We start from the raw sequence: 16,046 nt of genomic DNA, 5'->3' as shown, positions 1-16,046 counted from the left end.
GGAACAACGCAGGTTCACCCGACCGGATTAGGGCAAGTGCGGCCGCAGCGCCGCCAGTAACGCGTCCCGTTTCGGCACTCCGCCGACTCGCAACACCTCTGTGCCGTCCGACGTCAGGGCAATTGTCGTGGGGGTGCGCATGACGCCGAGCTTCGTGGTGACGTCCGGGAGGTTCGTGACGTCGAGCTCGGCGTGGGTGAGGCCGTCCGTGCGGTCGGCGAGGTCGCGCAGGATCACCTTCGCGTGCCGGCACGGCGCGCAGAACGTGGTGGAGAGCTGGACCAGCGTCACCCCCGGCGCGAGCAGGTCGCGCACGGGGGCGGGCAGGTCGATCGTGTCCTTCGAACGGGAGATGCGGCCCTCGCGGACCTTGAGCAGCACACCGATCGCGCCGGCCACGGCCAGCGCGCCCAGCAGCGCCCACACACCTGTCATCGTTGGACCAGCGGTACGTCCGCGATCTCGCCGGACAGCTTGAACGCACCGCTCTCCACCTCGACGGCGGTGGGCGTGGCACTGAACGGCAGCGTGCCCGGGTCGATCTTGATCGCGAGCGCCTGGCGCAGCTGCGGGATGATCTGCTTCAGCGAGGCGTCGTCCAGCTCGATGTCGTCGATGTTGATCTGGATGGCACCGCTGACCAGCGCGATCTGGCCGTACGCGGTGAGAGTGATGACCTTGCCGGCGACGTTGGTCTGGCCGGAGAGCTTCACCGCGGCGGTCGTCTTGGGCGCCTTCGGGTCGGCCGGGGTCTGCGTGGCGACGCGGTTGTCCGGCTCGATCGAGAGCTTGTCGAACGGCGTCACCTGGTTCGCCAGCCGGTTCAGGTCCATCGCCTTGATCCGGACGCTGCCCTTGACGGTGTCGATGGTCGCCTTGGAGACGTTGCCCGCGAGCAGGTCCGCGAGCTCGACGCGGGTGTGCAGCAGGTCCGCCTCGACGTCGAGGTCGCGCAGGTCGACGCCTTGCTGCTCGTTGCGGATCGGCACGCCGTACGCGCGGATCTCGACGTGCTGGTAGTCGCCGCGCAACGCCTGCACGATGAACGGGAACCCGTTGATGCGCACCGCCGGGTCCTCGTTGAGCTGCAGCTTCTCCCGCATCCGCTGGGCGATCTGGTACTCGCCGGCCGCGGCCAGCGCGAAGTCGGCGGCGACGAGCAGCACGCCCAGCACGATGACCGTGATGACGAGGAACTTCCCGCGACGGGACTTCTTCTTTCGCGGCCGTGCGGGGGTCTGCGCAGTCATTCCTCGTCCTCGACGTTAACGGCGATCCATGCCGCCATCCGGTCTACCAGGTCTGGAGTCGCGGCCGATTCGGCGTGCCGCATGCCGGGTTCGATCCACAACTCGGCATGTCCGGAGGACGCGCGGTGCAGCGACCTGGCGTGGTCCACGGAGAAATAGTGGTCCAGGTCACCGTGCACGACCAGCAGTGGGGTCGGCGTGATGCGTCCGACCACCTCGAGCGGACTCTCCGGCGCTTGTACCCAGCCGCCGCCGAGCCGAACCCCGAGCGCCCGCGCCGCGAGCTTGCCGTGCGGCTGTTCCAGCAACCAGTGGACCCGGCGCATGGGAGCGGTCTCGCGCGACCACCACCGGGCGGGCCCGCTCACCGAGACGACGGCGTCCGGCCTGCTCTCCCCCAGCGCCGCGTGCCGCAGGACGATCGAGGCGCCCATCGAGAACCCGATGGTCGCGATCTTCGAGTACCCGAGTTCGCGTGCCTTGAGGACGCCCGCCTCGATGTCGTGGACCTCGTCGGCGCCGACCGTGCAGCGTCCTTCGGAGCGTCCGTGGCCGCGGAAGTCGAAAGCGACGACGCCGGCGTTCCTGGCCAGCCGGGCGAGCACGCGGGAGACGTACGGCCTGCGCACGTTGTTCGTGAACCCATGTCCCACAACGAAAGCGAGGTCGCTTTCACCCTTGTGGTGGACGCCGTGCAGACGCACTCCATCGTGTGACATGGATGTAACAGGCGTGACGCTTGTGGAAACAAGTGTGAGCACGGCTTCTTGACCTGGGACTTTCTCGGGGTGCACCGGTATTGTCTCCGTCATCCGCAGGCAACGGGGCCCGGTCACCGTACGCCGCTGGTCTGGTCATGGTGACCGTCCACGGCCGATTTGGAGGGCGCCGCGATGAGCATCGACGTGCTTCTGCTGACGACAGACCCGGACCCGGAGGCGGTACTTCCCGCACTGGCTCTGCTTCCCCACGCCGTGCGCCCCTTGCGCCCCGAGGTCTCCGCGCTCCTCGAGGCCGGTCCTCACGACATCGTGCTGATCGACGCCCGCACCGACCTGGTCGGCGCGCGTTCGCTGTGCCGTCTGCTGGACTCGTCCGGTGTGGACGTGCCCGTGGTGGCCGTCGTCACCGAGGGCGGTCTGGTCGCGGTCAACTCGGACTGGTCCGTCGACGAGATCCTGCTGCCGAACTCCGGCCCCGCCGAGGTCGACGCCCGCCTGCGCCTGGTCCGCTCCCGCCGCGGCACCACCGCGCCCGGTGGCGACGGCGCGATCCAGCTGGGCGACCTCGTGATCGACGAGGCCACCTACACCGCGCGCCTCAAGGGCCGCCCGCTCGACCTCACCTACAAGGAGTTCGAGCTGCTCAAGTACCTCGCGCAGCACGCAGGCCGGGTCTTCACCCGCGCTCAGCTGCTGCAGGAGGTCTGGGGCTACGACTTCTTCGGCGGCACCCGCACGGTCGACGTCCACGTGCGACGGTTGCGCGCCAAGCTCGGCCCCGAGCACGAGGCTCTCATCGGCACGGTCCGCAACGTGGGCTACAAGTTCGTCCGCCCGCCGCGTCCCGGATCGCCGCGCCGCCCGGCCGAGATGGCCGACGTGGAGATCGACGACTCCGCCCGCGTCCTGGATGAGCGTTTGATCGCGCGGTAGGTTCGCCTGTGTGGCGCAACTGAGCTGGTTCGAGGAGCTGACGGCCGACCAGGCCGCCGAGGTGACGGGTCTGCTGGAGGCGGCGAAGGGCACCGATGGCGTCGCCCCGGTCGGCGAGGCCGTGCGACTGCGGATGCGCCCCGGCGCGACAGGCAGCAGGCACCTCCTCGCGCACCTGGACGGCGAGCTCGCCGGGTACGCGCACGTCGACCTGATCGGTGACTCGGGTGGCAACAAGGTCGCCGAGTTCGCCGTGCACCCGAAGCACCGCCATCAGGGCGTGGGCGAGGCGCTGGTGAAGGCGCTCCCGCAGGAGTCGCTGCGGATCTGGGCGCACGGCGGCCACCCGGATGCCGAGAAGCTCGCGGCGAAGCTCGGCTTCCGCAAGGTGCGCGAGCTGCTGCGGATGCGGCTGCGCGTCGAGAACGACCTGCCGGAGCCCAAGCTCCCCGAGGGCATCACGATCCGGTCGTTCGTCCCGGGCAGGGACGAGGCCGCGGTCGTCTACGTGAACCACCGCGCGTTCGACTGGCACCCGGAGCAGGGCGCGATGTCCATCGAGGACGTTCGCGCCAAAGAAGAGGAACCCTGGTTCGACCCGGAGGGCTTCCTGCTCGCGTTCGACGCCGAGGGCCGGCTGGCGGGCTTCCACTGGACGAAGGTGCACACGCCCGAACTGGGCGAGGTCTACGTCGTGGGCGTCGACCCGGACCGCCAGGGCGGTGGCCTCGGCAAGGCGCTCACCCTCGCGGGCCTGCGTCACCTGCGCGAACAGCGCGTCAAGGAAGTCATGCTCTACGTCGAGTCGGACAACACGGCGGCGGTCCGCGTGTACACGAAGCTCGGCTTCACCCTTTGGGACGCCGACGTCCAGTACGCCCGGTAGTCAACGTACCGTCACAAAACGCATACGCGCTGGTCACGCCGTCACTCTTTTGGCCGTGTGACCCGTCACTTCCCGTTCGGTGTTCACCTCCCGTTCACCCTGACTAGGCGGTCTGTCCATTCTGGCTACCTACCTTCCGTATCAAGCGGCGGGTTCGTCGCGAACCGCTAAATGCTTCCGCAAGGTGGAGGACCCAGGTGAAGATCCAGCGGCACGGTGCCGTTCTCGGCCTCGTCGCGGCCAGCGCGCTGCTGCTCGGTGCGTGTGGCAGTGACAACAACGCGCCGACGGGTGGCACGAACACTTCGTCGAACGCTGCCTCCGTCCCGGTCGAGTGCGGTGGCAAGACCAAGCTCAACGCTGAGGGCTCCTCCGCGCAGAAGAACGCGGTCGACGCGTTCGTGCAGGCCTACCAGGCCGCCTGCCCCGGTGTGGACCTCGCGTACAACCCCTCGGGCTCCGGCGCGGGCGTGAAGAACTTCAACGCCGGCCAGGTCGACTTCGGTGGTTCGGACTCCGCGCTCAAGGAAGGCGCCGAGACCATGGACGCGGCCAAGCGCTGCAAGGAGAACCCGGCCTGGAACCTGCCGCTGGTCTTCGGCCCCGTCGCCGTCGGCTACAAGGTCTCCGGTGTGGACAGCCTCGTGCTGGACCCCAAGACCATCACCGCGATCTTCTCCGGTGCGGTCAAGAAGTGGAACGACCCGGCCATCAAGGCGCTGAACGGCTCCGCGACCCTGCCGGACAAGGACATCTCGGTCATCTACCGCTCGGACGAGTCGGGCACGACCGACAACTTCCAGAAGTACCTGAAGGTCGCCGGCGGCTGGACCAAGGGTGAGGGCAAGCAGTTCAAGGGTGGTGTCGGCGAGGGCAAGGAGAAGTCCGCCGGTGTCGGCCAGGCCGTCGGCTCCATCGACGGTGCGATCACCTACGTCGAGTGGTCCTTCGCCCAGGACAACAAGCTCTCGATCGCCAAGATCGACTCGGGTGCCGGTCCCGTCGAGCTGACCGCCGAGTCGGCCGGCAAGGCCATCGACGGCGCGAAGATCAAGGGCGAGGGCAACAACCTGGTCCTCGACCTCGACTCGATCTACGGCTCCAAGACCGCCGGTTCGTACCCGCTGCTGCTCGCGACCTACGAGATCGTGTGCTCGAAGGGTTACGACGCCGACACCGCCAAGGCCGTCAAGGCGTTCCTCACGGCTGCGGCCACCACCGGTCAGGCGCAGCTCGCCGACGCCGGCTACGTGCCGCTGCCCAAGGCGTTCCAGGACAAGCTCCTGACCGCCGTGAAGGCGATCGCCTGAGGTTGATGCGAAACTTCGGCTGACACACAGACGCGATGAATGATCCCGTCGTGGCCAAGCGCCCCGCCGGCTCCGGTGACACCGGGGCCGAGCGGGGCGTCGCGGCTGCTCCCACCGCCTCGGAGGCTCCGATTCCCCCGACACCGGAAGCTCCAGTTACGACCAAGGCACCTCACGTCCGGCCTGGTGACCGCATCTTCCGCGGCCTGGCGACGGGGTCCGGTGTCTTCATCGTCGTCCTCATCGGCGCGATCGGCCTGTTCCTCATCCTGCAGGCCATCCCGTCGCTCGGGCTGGACAACGTCAACTTCCTGACCAGCCGCGAGTGGAACACCACCGATCCCACGAACCTGCGGTTCGGCATCCTCGACCTGACACTCGTCACGGTCGTGGTCGCGCTGGTCGCCCTGCTGATCGCCATGCCGATCGCGCTGGGCATCGCGCTGTTCCTCACGCAGTACGCGCCGCGCAGGCTCGCCCGGCCGTTCGCCTACGTCATCGACCTGCTTGCGGCCGTGCCGTCGATCGTCTTCGGCCTCTGGGGCCTGTTCGTGCTCGGCCCCGTGCTGTTCCCGTTCTCCGAGTGGCTGATCGCGAACCTGGGCTGGATCCCGATCTTCGCCAAGGGCAACGTCAACGTGCAGCTCGGCGGCACCATCTTCACCGCCGGCATCGTCGTCGCGGTGATGATCCTGCCGATCATCACGGCCGTCAGCCGCGAGGTCTTCGAGCGCACGCCCACGATGCACGTCGAGGGCGCCATCGCGCTCGGCGCGACCAAGTGGGAGGTCGTCCGCACGACGGTCCTGCCGTTCGGCAAGGCCGGTTACGTCAGCGCGTCCATGCTCGGCCTCGGCCGAGCACTCGGTGAGACCATCGCCGTCGCGATCATCTTGAGCACCGCCACCAGCTCGTTCGGCTGGTCGCTGTTCGACGGTGGTTCGACGTTCGCCTCGAAGATCGCGCTGGCCGCGCCCGAGTTCAACGACGCGCGCTCGGCCGGTGCCTACATCGCCGCCGGTCTGGTGCTGTTCGTGCTGACCTTCGTCGTGAACGCCATCGCGCGCTCGATCGTCGCCGGCCACAAGGAGTACGAGTGAGCACGAATCTCGCGGATCCTCAGCGCCTCGCGACGCCGCCGACGTTCCAGTCGGTCAGCGTCAACCGCCGGATCAAGAACGGCATCGCCACCGCACTCGTGTGGGGTGCGTTCCTGGTCGCGATCATCCCACTGGTGTGGGTGCTCTACACGGTGGTCCAGCGCGGCTTCCCGGTCATCCTCGACGGTGACTGGTGGCAGAAGTCGATGTCGGGCCTCCTGGCCCGGCAGCAGGGTGGCGGCGCGTACCACGCGATCTACGGCACGCTGGTCCAAGGCCTCGTCTGCGCCGTGATCTCCGTGCCGATCGGCATCATGATCGCCATCTACCTCGTCGAGTACGGCGGCCGCTCGCGGCTGTCGAAGGCCACGACGTTCATGGTCGACATCCTCACCGGTGTCCCGTCGATCGTCGCGGCGCTGTTCGTCTACACCGTGTGGATCACGACGTTCGGTCTCGGCCGCAGCGCCCTGGCCGTGTCGCTCGCGCTGGTGCTGCTGATGGTGCCGGTCATCGTGCGCACGACCGAGGAGATGCTCAAGATCGTCCCGGACGAGCTGCGCGAGGCCTCGTACGCACTGGGCATCCCGAAGTGGAAGACGATCGTCAAGATCGTCATCCCGACGGCGCTGTCCGGCATCCTGACCGGCATCATGCTGGCGCTCGCCCGCGTCATGGGTGAGACCGCACCGGTGCTGGTGCTGGCGGCGTACGCCCCGTTCATCAACTACAACCTGTTCGACGGCCCCATGGCGTCGCTGCCGTTGATGATGGTGAACGAGCGCAACAACCCGACGGCGGCGGGCTTCGACCGCATCTGGGGCGCGGCGATCACGCTCGTCGTGCTGATCACCCTGTTCAACCTCCTGGCGACCGTGATCTCGCGGGCGCTGGCGCCGAAGACGAAGTGAGCGGGCGGACATGGCCAAGCGACTCGACATCAAGGACCTGAACCTCTTCTACGGCAAGTTCCACGCCGTGGAGAACGTCTCGCTCGCGGTGCCGCCGAAGAACGTCACCGCGTTCATCGGCCCCTCCGGCTGCGGCAAGTCGACCGTGCTGCGGTCGCTCAACCGCATGCACGAGGTCGCCCCCGGCGCCCGCGTCGAGGGCAAGGTGCTGCTCGACGGCGAGGACATCTACACGTCCACTGTGGACCCGGTCGAGGTGCGCCGCACCATCGGCATGGTGTTCCAGCGCCCGAACCCGTTCCCCACGATGTCCATCCGCGACAACGTGGTGGCCGGGCTGCGCCTCGCGGGTCTGAAGGACAAGAAGAAGCTCGACGAGGTGGCGGAGCGCTCGCTGCGCGGCGCCAACCTCTGGAACGAGGTCAAGGACCGGCTCGACAAGCCGGGCGGCGGCCTCTCCGGTGGTCAGCAGCAGCGTCTGTGCATCGCGCGTGCCATCGCGGTGCAGCCCGACGTGCTGCTCATGGACGAGCCCTGCTCGGCCCTGGACCCGATCTCCACGCTGGCGATCGAGGACCTGATCACGGAGCTGAAGAAGGAGTACACGATCGTCATCGTGACTCACAACATGCAGCAGGCGGCGCGCGTGTCCGACCAGACCGCGTTCTTCAACCTGCTGGGTGTCGGTCAGCCCGGACAGCTGATCGAGGTGGACGACACGGAGAAGATCTTCTCCAACCCCAGCCAGAAGGCGACCGAGGACTACATCTCCGGCCGGTTCGGCTAAATTCGCGGGTTGCACTATCTTGCTGGCGTGAGCCCGCAGAGCAAGAGCCGCAAGAAGAAGCAAGGCAAGGCGCCCGGCCGCAGGCCCGAGCAGCAGTCCCCGTACGGGGCGCTGCTCGAGTCGGCGGCCGCGGTGCGTTCCGAGTCCTGGTTGCTCGCGGACGCCTGGGCGAGCGAGCTCTACGCCACGCTCTGGCTCGCCGGGTCCGGCACCGCGCCGTTGATCGAGGCGCTGCAGGCGATGGACGACCCCGCGGCGCTCACCGCGTTGCGCGCGCTGGCCGGTGTGGGCTCCGAGGAGAACAGGGCCGCCTCGTTCGCCGCCGCGGAAACCGTTGCGGCACGCGGCATCGCCGAGCCGAACTGGTACGTCGCCGGCACCGTGCCCGACTTCCGCGACGCCTTCCTCGTCACGAACCTGCTGGGCGACGTCGAGGTCATCGCGATCACCCAGGAACGCGCCGGCGTCGGCGAGACCGTGCTGTTCATGCGTCAGCCGGTGCTCGGCGCCACCGCGATCGAGCTGTTCTCGACGCCGGACGAGGGCACCGTCGCGTTGCTGGAGGACATGATCGCCTCCACGCCCGAGGCGTTCCGCGACGAGATCACCCCCTTGAGCGCCACCGCCGTCTACGACCTGGTGTGGCCGGACATCGAGCAGTTCTGGGAGGACGGCCCGGACGAGGAGGCCGAGGAGGGCCTGATGGGCGAGGAGGACGTGCGGCACCCCGTGCAGCTCATCGCCCTCGCCGACGCCCGCGTGAGTGCGTTGGTGCCCAAGGAGTACGAGATCCCCGCCGTCAGTCCGGAAAGGACGGACGAGGTCGTCGAGGCGTTCCTGGCCTCGGAGCACGGGATCGCCGACGTCGAGGCCGCCCGGGCGTTCGCGCGGATCGTCGTTTCCGCAGCGGTGGAACAGAACCGGGATCCCGTCGTCTACGGTCCGGCGTCGCTGACCGCCGTGCTCATCCTCAACGTGGCCGCCAAGCTGCACGTGTCCGACGCGGACCTGGCGCTGCTGCCCGAGATCGTGCGCGCGTGGGCGTACTTCACCGTGGACGCACGGGACCTGCCGCGCGACGAGGCGCGGGCGGTGTGGGACGAAGAACTGCCCACCGTGCTCGCCGAGTTCTCCGAGGCCTACGCCGATCCGGAGCTGGTGGCAGAGCGCGATGGGCAGTTTCGCTGATTTCCGAAGGATCTAGAGGTTGTCGTCGCCACCGTAGCCGGGCATCCGGCCGGTGACGACGAAGACCGTGCGCTTGGCGACCGACACCGCGTGGTCGCCGAAGCGCTCGTAGAAGCGGCCGAGCAGCGTCACGTCGACCGCGGCGGGAACGCCGTGCTGCCACTCCTTGTCCATGATCACGGAGAACAGGTGGCGGTGGATGTCGTCCATCGCGTCGTCCTCGTCCTCGAGGCTGCGCGCACGGTCGACGTCCTTGTTGCGGATGATCGACGCCGCCTCGTTCGCGAGCTTGACCGCGATCCGGCCCATCTCGGTGAAGTACGGCTGCACGTCCTCCGGCAGCGCCGACGCCGGGTGCCGGCGGCGCGCGGCCTTGGCCACGTGCAGCGCCAGGTCGCCCATGCGCTCGACGCTCTCGGCGGCGTGGATCACCGCGAGAACGGTACGCAGGTCGGTCGCGACCGGTGCCTGCAGAGCGAGCAGCGCGTACGACTGCTCCTCGATGCTGGAGCGGACGTCGTCGACCTTCTGGTCGCCGCTGATGACCTGCTCCGCCAGGCCGAGATCGGCCTGCAGCAGGGCTGCGGTCGCGTTCTGCATCGCCTCGGCGACCATGCCGGTCATGTCGGCCAGTTGGTCGGCGAGCTGTTCGAGCTGGTCGTGGTAGGCCTCGCGCATGGCGCTCAGCCTACGTCCCGACCATCGCGGCAGCGACATGCCAGGATGAACCGGAGGTGAACCCCAGGCGAATCACTTCGCCGCGCAGGGGTCCTGTGCCGCGTTCACAATGGACAGGTCGGGGCCGGGCTCACCTTGCGGTTGTCCCTGCGGAGAGCCCGGCTTCGGTGCCTGGACCTTGCCGTCGAAGCCCTTGCCGATCACCAACTGGACCGCTCCACCCATCTCGGGCGACTCGACCAGCTCCGCGCCGGGCACCGCGGCCTTGAGCGTCGCGGCCTTGTTCTCGTTGCCCTTGGCGAACTTGATGATCGTCTTCGGTGCCTGCTCCGGCGCGTTGTCCCGCTTGACGACCTTGAAACCCTGCTGCACCAACGCGTTCGCCGTCCTGCCGACAGCACCGTCGTTCGACGAGTCACCGTTGAGCACCTGGATGCTGACCTCTTTGGGGTCCACCAGGGTGCCGGGCTGCTGCACGGGAGCGTTGGTGTCGCCGGCCTTGGGGTCGGTCACCTTCTCCTGCGGCAACGGCGTTCCATCGATGATCGTCTGGAACAGCGCCTTGACGTCGTCGTCCTTGAGCCGCTCGATGTTGTCGTCCGGGTTGTTGATCAGCTTGTTGTCGTCGGTCCAGTGCGGCATCGTCACGAACGACACGCGGCCGGCGTCGAGGCTCCGCAAGGAGTTCGCGAGTTCCAGCAGCGAGGCGACGTCGATGTTGTCGCCGACCGTGGACTTCGTGAGCGCGTTGATGAAGTTGTTGAGCTTGCTCGGGCTCAGCAGCACCTCGTTCGACAACGCGCCGCGCAGCATCGACGAGAGGAACTGCTGCTGTCGCTTGATGCGGTCGAAGTCCGTGCCGCCGTCGCCGGCGACCGTGCGGGCGCGCACGTACTGCAATGCCTGGTCGCCCTGCAGGGTGTGCTTGCCCGGCTTGTCGATGATGACGCCGAGCTTCTCGTCGACGATCTTCGTGGGTGTGCAGATCTGCACACCGCCGATCGCGCTCGACATCTCACGGAAGCCGATGAAGTCGATGCTGAGGAAGTGGTTGATCTTCAGACCGGTCAGCTGGGTCATCAGGTTCGCGACGCACTCGGGTCCGCCGTCGTTGTAGACGGAGTTCGCGAGGACGCCCTTCTCCGGTGTCAGCGGGCCCGCGTACTGCCCGTTGTCCGGGTTGTAACTGCGGCACGCGGGACGGTCGACCCGCACGTCGCGCGGCAACGACACGACGACCATGCGCTTACGGTCCTTGGGGATGTGCGCGAGCATGATCACGTCCGATCGCGCGCCACCCTCCTGCGCCTGCGTGCCGACGTTGTCGCCCGGCTTGGCGCCCGCCCTGGTGTCCGAGCCGACCAGCAGGAAGTTCTCGTCACCGAGCTGCTTCTCCGCCTGTTGCACGGCCTCCGAGTTGCCGCCCAGCGCATCGATCTTCGGGAGCTTGGAGTCGGCCCACTGCATCGCGGCCCAGCCGATGCCCGTCGACGCGAACACCACGGCCGCGGCGGCGATCGCCCCGACCCTGGCGGTGCGCATCAGCTTGCGCTGCTTCGGCGTGCGGCCGGTGGGACGCTTCTCGCCGTTTTCGTCGTCGGGGACGACGGGTTCGGCGAACTGGGTCGCCTCGTCGACGAGGTCGCCCTCTTCGCCGTCCTTGACCCACGGCATGAGCTTGGCGCGCCGCTCCTTGCGCTGGCGCTCCTGCTCGAGCAGTTCGTCGTGCACCGCGGAGAACCGCGCGAGGGTGTGGTCGACCTCGCGACGCTTCTTCACGTCGTCACCGATGGCCTCCATCTCGGTGGTGAGGCACAACGGGTCCATCTCTTCGCGCTTCTCGACCTTGGCCACACCCGCCGCGGGGGCGATCTGCGTGGCTTCCGGACCGGGCGCGTCGGCCTTGGGCTCGCCCACGGGCTCGCCGAGCCGGTTGGCGAGGCTGCCGGGAACCGGCCGCGGACCACTCGACTCCGCCCGCGGGGGCATCGGCCGGGGACCGCTCGACTCCGCGCGTGACGGCATCGGCTGCCTGCCCGTCATGTTCCCGTTCGGGGGCATGGGGCGGCGGCCGGTGTTGTCCGGACCCTCACCGGGGACGGGAGGACGCGGGATGCCGTTGGACGACGGTGCGTCGCCCGGCAGGAGGCGGCGAGGTGCGGGGCCGTCCGGCGACCCTCCCGGTGCGGGGGGACGCTGGAGGGCACCTGGCTGCGGGATCTCGCCGGATGCCGGGCGCTTGATGCCGTTCGGCTGGGAGACCTCGCCCGGAACCGGCCGCTTCGGGCCTGGCTGCGACACCTCACCGGGAGCCGGCGGGCGCGGGATGCCGTTGGACGACGGTGCGTCGCCCGGCAGGAGCCTGCGCGGCGGTGCCCCGCCCGCGTCGGGTGCCGGTCGGCGGACAGCTCCGCCGGCCAGACCTGCCTCAGGCGCACCACCGGGCGCGGGACGCCGCGGGATGCCATTCGAGGAGGGCGCGTCGCCGGGAGGCATCCGCCGCGGGTCGCCGGGAGCCGGCGGCCTGGGCATGCCGTTGGAGGTGACGTCGGGAGCCGGTGGGCGCGGGATGCCGTTGGACGACGGGGCGTCGCCGGGGGCGAGCCGCCGTGCCGGAGGCATTTCGCCTGGTGCCGGGCGTCGGGCGGGACCGCCTGGCTGCTCACCGGGCACCGGGCGGCGCTGCATGCCCGTCGCGTCGGGCCTCGGTCGCTGCCCTGTCTGGGCTGGACCCTGGACCGGGTTCTGGGCAGGCCTCTGCCGTGGTCCGGTCTGCTCACCGGGCACGGGACGCGGGCCGGTCTGCTGGGCACCGTTCGGCTCGGCGGGGGCGTCGGGCCTGCGCCGCCGGGCGTTCGGGTCGCCGGTGAAGTTCTGCGGCGCTGCCTGCTCCGGCCGTGGGCGCGTACCCGTCTGCTCACCAGGCCGGTGAGCTGCGGGCGGCTGCTGCCGCGGTGCCGCAGGAGGCTGCTGCTGGTGGGCCGGGGGATCAGGCAGTGCACGCCTGCCCGTGGCCGCGGGTGGTTCGGGCAGGGCGCGCCTGCCTGGCGTGGGTTCGTCGGGCGAGCCTGGCGGGACGGGCCGGGGGATGTTCGTCCTGCTGTGCTGCTCGATGAGGTCCGAGACGCTCAGGCCCCCAGAGCCTTCCATCGAGCGACGTCTACGGCCGGTCGGCTGGTCGTGCTGGGGATCCTGATCACCACGGGAAGAGGGGCCGCCACGTCGGGGGTCGTCGGGCACCCAATCTCCCTTCTGGGTCAGAAGCAAAAGCGGTTCGTCATTACGAAGTGACGACGACCGGGACACAAGGGTTGCATCATCGGCGTGTCGATCGTGTCAGTTGCGCCCGCGATACTACGGATGTAGGCGACTTCTGACGACCACTCCGGGTGATATAGCTGCGATCTCTACGCGATAACGAGTAGGGCGCTTGCCCTGAACGGGTGAGCCAGCTCACTCAGTAGTAACCGAGAACACGTGTTTCAGCGATCGCACGCCTGCCTGAGGCAGCACCCGCGAGGCGAACCCGTCCGTCGGCACGGTACGCCACCGCGTTGCGTCCGGACTGCTTGGCCGTGTACAGGAGGCTGTCGGCGCGCAGCAGTTGCTGCTCGGCGCTGACCGCCGGCCGTTCCGGCGCCTCGTCCGCGGCCGGTTCGTAGGCGAGGCCCGCGCTGACGGTCACGCGCAGCCCCGGAGCGACGTCCTGCCACGGGTGACGCTCGACACGTTCGCGGGCCGCCTCGGCGATCTCCACGGCGGCGGTGGCGTCCACACGGGGCAGCACGAGCACGAATTCCTCACCGCCGTAGCGGGCGCAGAAGGCCCCTTCCGGCAGGCCCTGCTGCAGCAGTTCGACCACGCGTTGCAGCACCCGGTCGCCCAGGAGGTGGCCGAACGTGTCGTTGACCTGCTTGAACCAGTCCAGGTCGATCAACGCGATGGCGAGCCCGTGCCGGCACGCTCCGTGCTCGGTCAGCATGTCCATCAGCCGTTGGTCGAGGTAACGGCGGTTGTAGGAGTCGGTGAGGCTGTCGCGCAGGCTCTGCTCGCGGGCCTCGGCGTGCTCCCGGCGCAGCAGCTCGACCTCGCGGCGCAGCTGCTCCGGGACGTGCGGCTCCTCGACCTGGTCGGCGTGGACGAGGTCGAGCGCGGAACGCAGGTGCTGGTAGGCCTGGCGCCACTGGCCGCGGGAGGCGAGCAACGTCGCGATGGACTCGTGCAGCGCCACCAGATCAGGACCCTGCTTGTCGACTGGGGCGTCGGCCTGCTGGGTCTCTGCGGTCTCGGGTCGCAGTGCGGTCATCGCGGTCACCTCCTTACCTGCCAGGTGTCGTCCCCCAAGGGGCGGCGCTTGAGCTAGAAGGACGTGTGGGGGTGGGATTTCCCCCGTCCGGTTGACCGTCAGCTGCTCCGATCCAGTGAGCTTGGAAGATCGACAACCCGTTCAGCCACCGAGGCAGGGCGCGAACCCGTACACCTCGTCGTCCAGTAGCACCACGTGCATGGACCCGATCTGGCTGCCGATCGCCTGGTCCTCCTTGCGCAGCGTGATGGTCACCGCGACGACGTAGACGTCACCCCGGGGATGGGCCTTCTCACCAGGGGGTGCCCAGTCCGCGTCCATGCGAAGCGTGCCCCACGTCGGCTCGACCTTGATCGTCGCGCCGCGCAGGTCGCACGTCTTCTGCCGGAAGTCCGGGTGCTGCGTGTCCTTCAGCAGCTTCGACTGCTGGGACGCGCCCTCCTCACCCGCCTTGTTGACGCGGGCGTAGTACTCCTTGAACTTCGCGCGGCCGTCGTCGCTGAGCCGCACGGGCCGTGCCGTGCCCGCGACCGGGCCACCGCAGCCCGCCAGCAGCGCGAGCGCGACCAAGAGGACCGCGACGCGTTCAGCCACCGGAGTGCATCACGTCCGCACCGGACGGCACCGTGGCGTCCTCGGGGTCGTCCAGCCACCCCTCGGGCAGCACGACCTTCGCCGACGACCCCTGCCTGCCGCGCGGACCCTCGGCGTTCTCGGGGAACGGCACCGCCTTGTCGAGCGTGCCGATGAGGTCGTCCAGCTCCTGCAGGCTCGACACCATCGCGAACGCCCGGCGCGTGTCGCCGCCGACCGGGAAGCCGTGCCAGTACCAGGCCATGTGCTTGCGCAGGTCGCGCAGTCCCTTGTGCTCGCCGTCGTGGGCCGCGAGCAGCCGCGCGTGGCGGCTCAGCACCTCGGCGACCTCACCGAGGTTCGGGCCCTCGGGGATCGGTTCGCCGCGGAACGCCGCCTGCAGATCGCGGAAGAGCCACGGCCGGCCGAGGCAGCCGCGCCCGACGACCACGCCGTCGCAGCCGGTCTCGGCGACCATGTCGAGCGCGTCCTGGGCGCTGAAGATGTCGCCGTTGCCCAGCACCGGAATGCTCGTCACGGCCTCTTTGAGCCGTGCGATGGCCGACCAGTCCGCCTTGCCGGAGTACCGCTGCGACGCCGTGCGCGCGTGCAGTGCCACGGCCTGTGCGCCCTCGTCCTGCGCGATGCGCCCGGCGTCGAGGTACGTCAGGTGGTCGTCGTCGATGCCGATGCGGAACTTGACGGTGACCGGCATGTCCCCGGCGTTGCGGACCGCGGCCCGCACGATCTGCCGGAACAGCTCGCGCTTGTACGGCAGCGCGGCGCCACCGCCCTTGCGCGTCACCTTGGGCACCGGGCAGCCGAAGTTCATGTCCATGTGGTCGGCGAGGTTCTCGTCCACGATCATCTTCGTGGCCTCGCCGACGTTCTTCGGGTCCACGCCGTAGAGCTGCATCGACCGGGGGCTCTCACCCTCGTCGAACGTGATCATGTGCATGGTCATCGCGTCGCGCTCGACCAGGGCCCGCGCGGTGATCATCTCGCAGACGTAGAGCCCGGCCCCGTACTGACGGCACAGCTGCCGGAACGCCACGTTGGTGATGCCGGCCATGGGGGCCAGCACAACGGGCGGGTCGACGGCGAACGGGCCGATCTTCAGCGTGGCGGGAACGGACACGCCTCTCAGGTTACGGCACTGACCAGCCGCGATCTTCACCGAGAGTGACGGCGATGGCGTCCTCGATGCGAGGTTGGTCACATGCTCCGGGTGAGCACGTCGAAGGTGTCCTGGTCGAACGCCACGAGGCGGATCAGGTCGATGATCGGCAACGAACGAACCGTGCGCGTCGCGATCGCCGCCGCCCGTTCCGCGGGGAAGCCGTAGATCCCGGTCGCGATGGCGGGAAACGCGATGCTGCCCGCCCCGAGTCCCTCCGGCCGG

16 protein-coding genes are annotated in these 16,046 nt (G+C 69.0%); 8 read left to right on the top strand and 8 right to left on the bottom strand.

Features of this window, described 5'->3' with window-relative positions:
• Positions 1-27: 27 nt before the first annotated feature.
• Genes LX88_RS03355 through LX88_RS03345 form a run of 3 tightly spaced genes read right to left on the bottom strand, consistent with a single transcriptional unit; the run spans position 28 to position 1,969 of the window.
• Positions 28-435: a thioredoxin family protein gene (locus LX88_RS03355; RefSeq protein ID WP_258946376.1), complete on the bottom strand. Its 408-nt coding sequence runs from the start codon at positions 433-435 to the stop codon at positions 28-30.
• Positions 432-1,250: an LmeA family phospholipid-binding protein gene (locus LX88_RS03350; protein ID WP_258946375.1), complete on the bottom strand. Its 819-nt coding sequence runs from the start codon at positions 1,248-1,250 to the stop codon at positions 432-434. Before LX88_RS03350 ends, LX88_RS03355 begins: the two co-directional genes overlap by 4 nt.
• Positions 1,247-1,969 carry an alpha/beta hydrolase family protein gene (locus LX88_RS03345; RefSeq protein ID WP_258946374.1) on the bottom strand — a complete coding sequence of 241 codons (723 nt, stop codon included), beginning with the start codon at positions 1,967-1,969 and terminating at the stop codon, positions 1,247-1,249. The genes LX88_RS03350 and LX88_RS03345 overlap by 4 nt, the downstream gene beginning before the upstream one ends.
• A gap of 174 nt (positions 1,970-2,143) precedes the next feature.
• Between LX88_RS03345 and LX88_RS03340 the strand changes: the two genes are divergently transcribed.
• The 7 genes from LX88_RS03340 to LX88_RS03310 all read left to right on the top strand — a co-directional run bounded on the left by LX88_RS03340 (position 2,144) and on the right by LX88_RS03310 (position 9,087).
• A complete protein-coding gene (locus LX88_RS03340) occupies positions 2,144-2,905 on the top strand; it encodes a response regulator transcription factor (RefSeq protein ID WP_258946373.1) in 762 nt (253 codons plus the stop codon).
• 10 nt (positions 2,906-2,915) lie between these two features.
• Complete coding sequence (mshD, locus tag LX88_RS03335) at positions 2,916-3,791, top strand: mycothiol synthase (protein WP_258946372.1); 876 nt, start codon at positions 2,916-2,918, stop codon at positions 3,789-3,791.
• Between the two features lie 197 nt (positions 3,792-3,988).
• The gene (gene pstS / locus LX88_RS03330; protein ID WP_258946371.1) at positions 3,989-5,101 is read left to right on the top strand and encodes a phosphate ABC transporter substrate-binding protein PstS; all 1,113 of its coding nucleotides are present in this window, start codon (positions 3,989-3,991) and stop codon (positions 5,099-5,101) included.
• Between the two features lie 35 nt (positions 5,102-5,136).
• Positions 5,137-6,201, top strand: a complete 1,065-nt coding sequence (gene pstC, locus LX88_RS03325) for a phosphate ABC transporter permease subunit PstC (protein WP_090066071.1) — start codon at positions 5,137-5,139, stop codon at positions 6,199-6,201.
• Positions 6,198-7,112, top strand: a complete 915-nt coding sequence (gene pstA / locus LX88_RS03320) for a phosphate ABC transporter permease PstA (protein ID WP_258946370.1) — start codon at positions 6,198-6,200, stop codon at positions 7,110-7,112. The genes pstC and pstA overlap by 4 nt, the downstream gene beginning before the upstream one ends.
• Positions 7,113-7,122: 10 nt before the next feature.
• Complete coding sequence (gene pstB / locus LX88_RS03315; protein WP_090066069.1) at positions 7,123-7,899, top strand: phosphate ABC transporter ATP-binding protein PstB; 777 nt, start codon at positions 7,123-7,125, stop codon at positions 7,897-7,899.
• A 27-nt stretch (positions 7,900-7,926) separates the two neighbouring features.
• Positions 7,927-9,087, top strand: a complete 1,161-nt coding sequence (locus tag LX88_RS03310; RefSeq protein WP_258946369.1) for a hypothetical protein — start codon at positions 7,927-7,929, stop codon at positions 9,085-9,087.
• A gap of 12 nt (positions 9,088-9,099) precedes the next feature.
• Here the strand turns inward: LX88_RS03310 and phoU are convergent, their stop codons facing one another.
• The 5 genes from phoU to dusB form a co-directional block, all read right to left on the bottom strand.
• The gene (gene phoU / locus LX88_RS03305) at positions 9,100-9,765 is read right to left on the bottom strand and encodes a phosphate signaling complex protein PhoU (protein ID WP_090066067.1); all 666 of its coding nucleotides are present in this window, start codon (positions 9,763-9,765) and stop codon (positions 9,100-9,102) included.
• Positions 9,766-9,837: 72 nt separating this feature from the next.
• Positions 9,838-12,915, bottom strand: coding sequence for an LCP family protein (locus LX88_RS03300; protein WP_258946368.1), 3,078 nt, complete (start codon positions 12,913-12,915; stop codon positions 9,838-9,840).
• A 307-nt stretch (positions 12,916-13,222) separates the two neighbouring features.
• Positions 13,223-14,071 carry a GGDEF domain-containing protein gene (locus LX88_RS03295; protein WP_258946367.1) on the bottom strand — a complete coding sequence of 283 codons (849 nt, stop codon included), beginning with the start codon at positions 14,069-14,071 and terminating at the stop codon, positions 13,223-13,225.
• A 141-nt stretch (positions 14,072-14,212) separates the two neighbouring features.
• The gene (locus tag LX88_RS03290) at positions 14,213-14,665 is read right to left on the bottom strand and encodes a hypothetical protein (RefSeq protein WP_258946366.1); all 453 of its coding nucleotides are present in this window, start codon (positions 14,663-14,665) and stop codon (positions 14,213-14,215) included.
• Positions 14,658-15,782: a tRNA dihydrouridine synthase DusB gene (dusB, locus tag LX88_RS03285; RefSeq protein ID WP_258946365.1), complete on the bottom strand. Its 1,125-nt coding sequence runs from the start codon at positions 15,780-15,782 to the stop codon at positions 14,658-14,660. Before dusB ends, LX88_RS03290 begins: the two co-directional genes overlap by 8 nt.
• An 81-nt stretch (positions 15,783-15,863) precedes the next feature.
• Between dusB and LX88_RS43490 the strand changes: the two genes are divergently transcribed.
• Positions 15,864-15,989 carry a hypothetical protein gene (locus LX88_RS43490; RefSeq protein WP_307790105.1) on the top strand — a complete coding sequence of 42 codons (126 nt, stop codon included), beginning with the start codon at positions 15,864-15,866 and terminating at the stop codon, positions 15,987-15,989.
• Positions 15,990-16,046 lie beyond the last annotated feature (57 nt).

This window comes from Lentzea californiensis, assembly GCF_024648825.1.
Classification (GTDB): Bacteria; Actinomycetota; Actinomycetes; order Mycobacteriales; family Pseudonocardiaceae; genus Lentzea; species Lentzea californiensis.
This window is presented reverse-complemented; position numbering and strand designations above follow the sequence as displayed.

What these genes read in the sequence shown, in the direction of transcription:
- LX88_RS03340 (WP_258946373.1), top strand. Translation starts at nt 2,144, where the DNA reads ATGAGCATCGACGTGCTTCTGCTGACGACAGACCCGGACCCGGAGGCG.
- LX88_RS03350 (WP_258946375.1), bottom strand. Translation starts at nt 1,250, where the DNA reads ATGACTGCGCAGACCCCCGCACGGCCGCGAAAGAAGAAGTCCCGTCGC.
- LX88_RS03295 (WP_258946367.1), bottom strand. Translation starts at nt 14,071, where the DNA reads ATGACCGCACTGCGACCCGAGACCGCAGAGACCCAGCAGGCCGACGCC.
- pstC (WP_090066071.1), top strand. Translation starts at nt 5,137, where the DNA reads ATGAATGATCCCGTCGTGGCCAAGCGCCCCGCCGGCTCCGGTGACACC.
- pstB (WP_090066069.1), top strand. Translation starts at nt 7,123, where the DNA reads ATGGCCAAGCGACTCGACATCAAGGACCTGAACCTCTTCTACGGCAAG.
- LX88_RS03300 (WP_258946368.1), bottom strand. Translation starts at nt 12,915, where the DNA reads ATGGAAGGCTCTGGGGGCCTGAGCGTCTCGGACCTCATCGAGCAGCAC.
- LX88_RS03345 (WP_258946374.1), bottom strand. Translation starts at nt 1,969, where the DNA reads ATGTCACACGATGGAGTGCGTCTGCACGGCGTCCACCACAAGGGTGAA.
- LX88_RS03355 (WP_258946376.1), bottom strand. Translation starts at nt 435, where the DNA reads ATGACAGGTGTGTGGGCGCTGCTGGGCGCGCTGGCCGTGGCCGGCGCG.
- phoU (WP_090066067.1), bottom strand. Translation starts at nt 9,765, where the DNA reads ATGCGCGAGGCCTACCACGACCAGCTCGAACAGCTCGCCGACCAACTG.
- LX88_RS43490 (WP_307790105.1), top strand. Translation starts at nt 15,864, where the DNA reads ATGCTCCGGGTGAGCACGTCGAAGGTGTCCTGGTCGAACGCCACGAGG.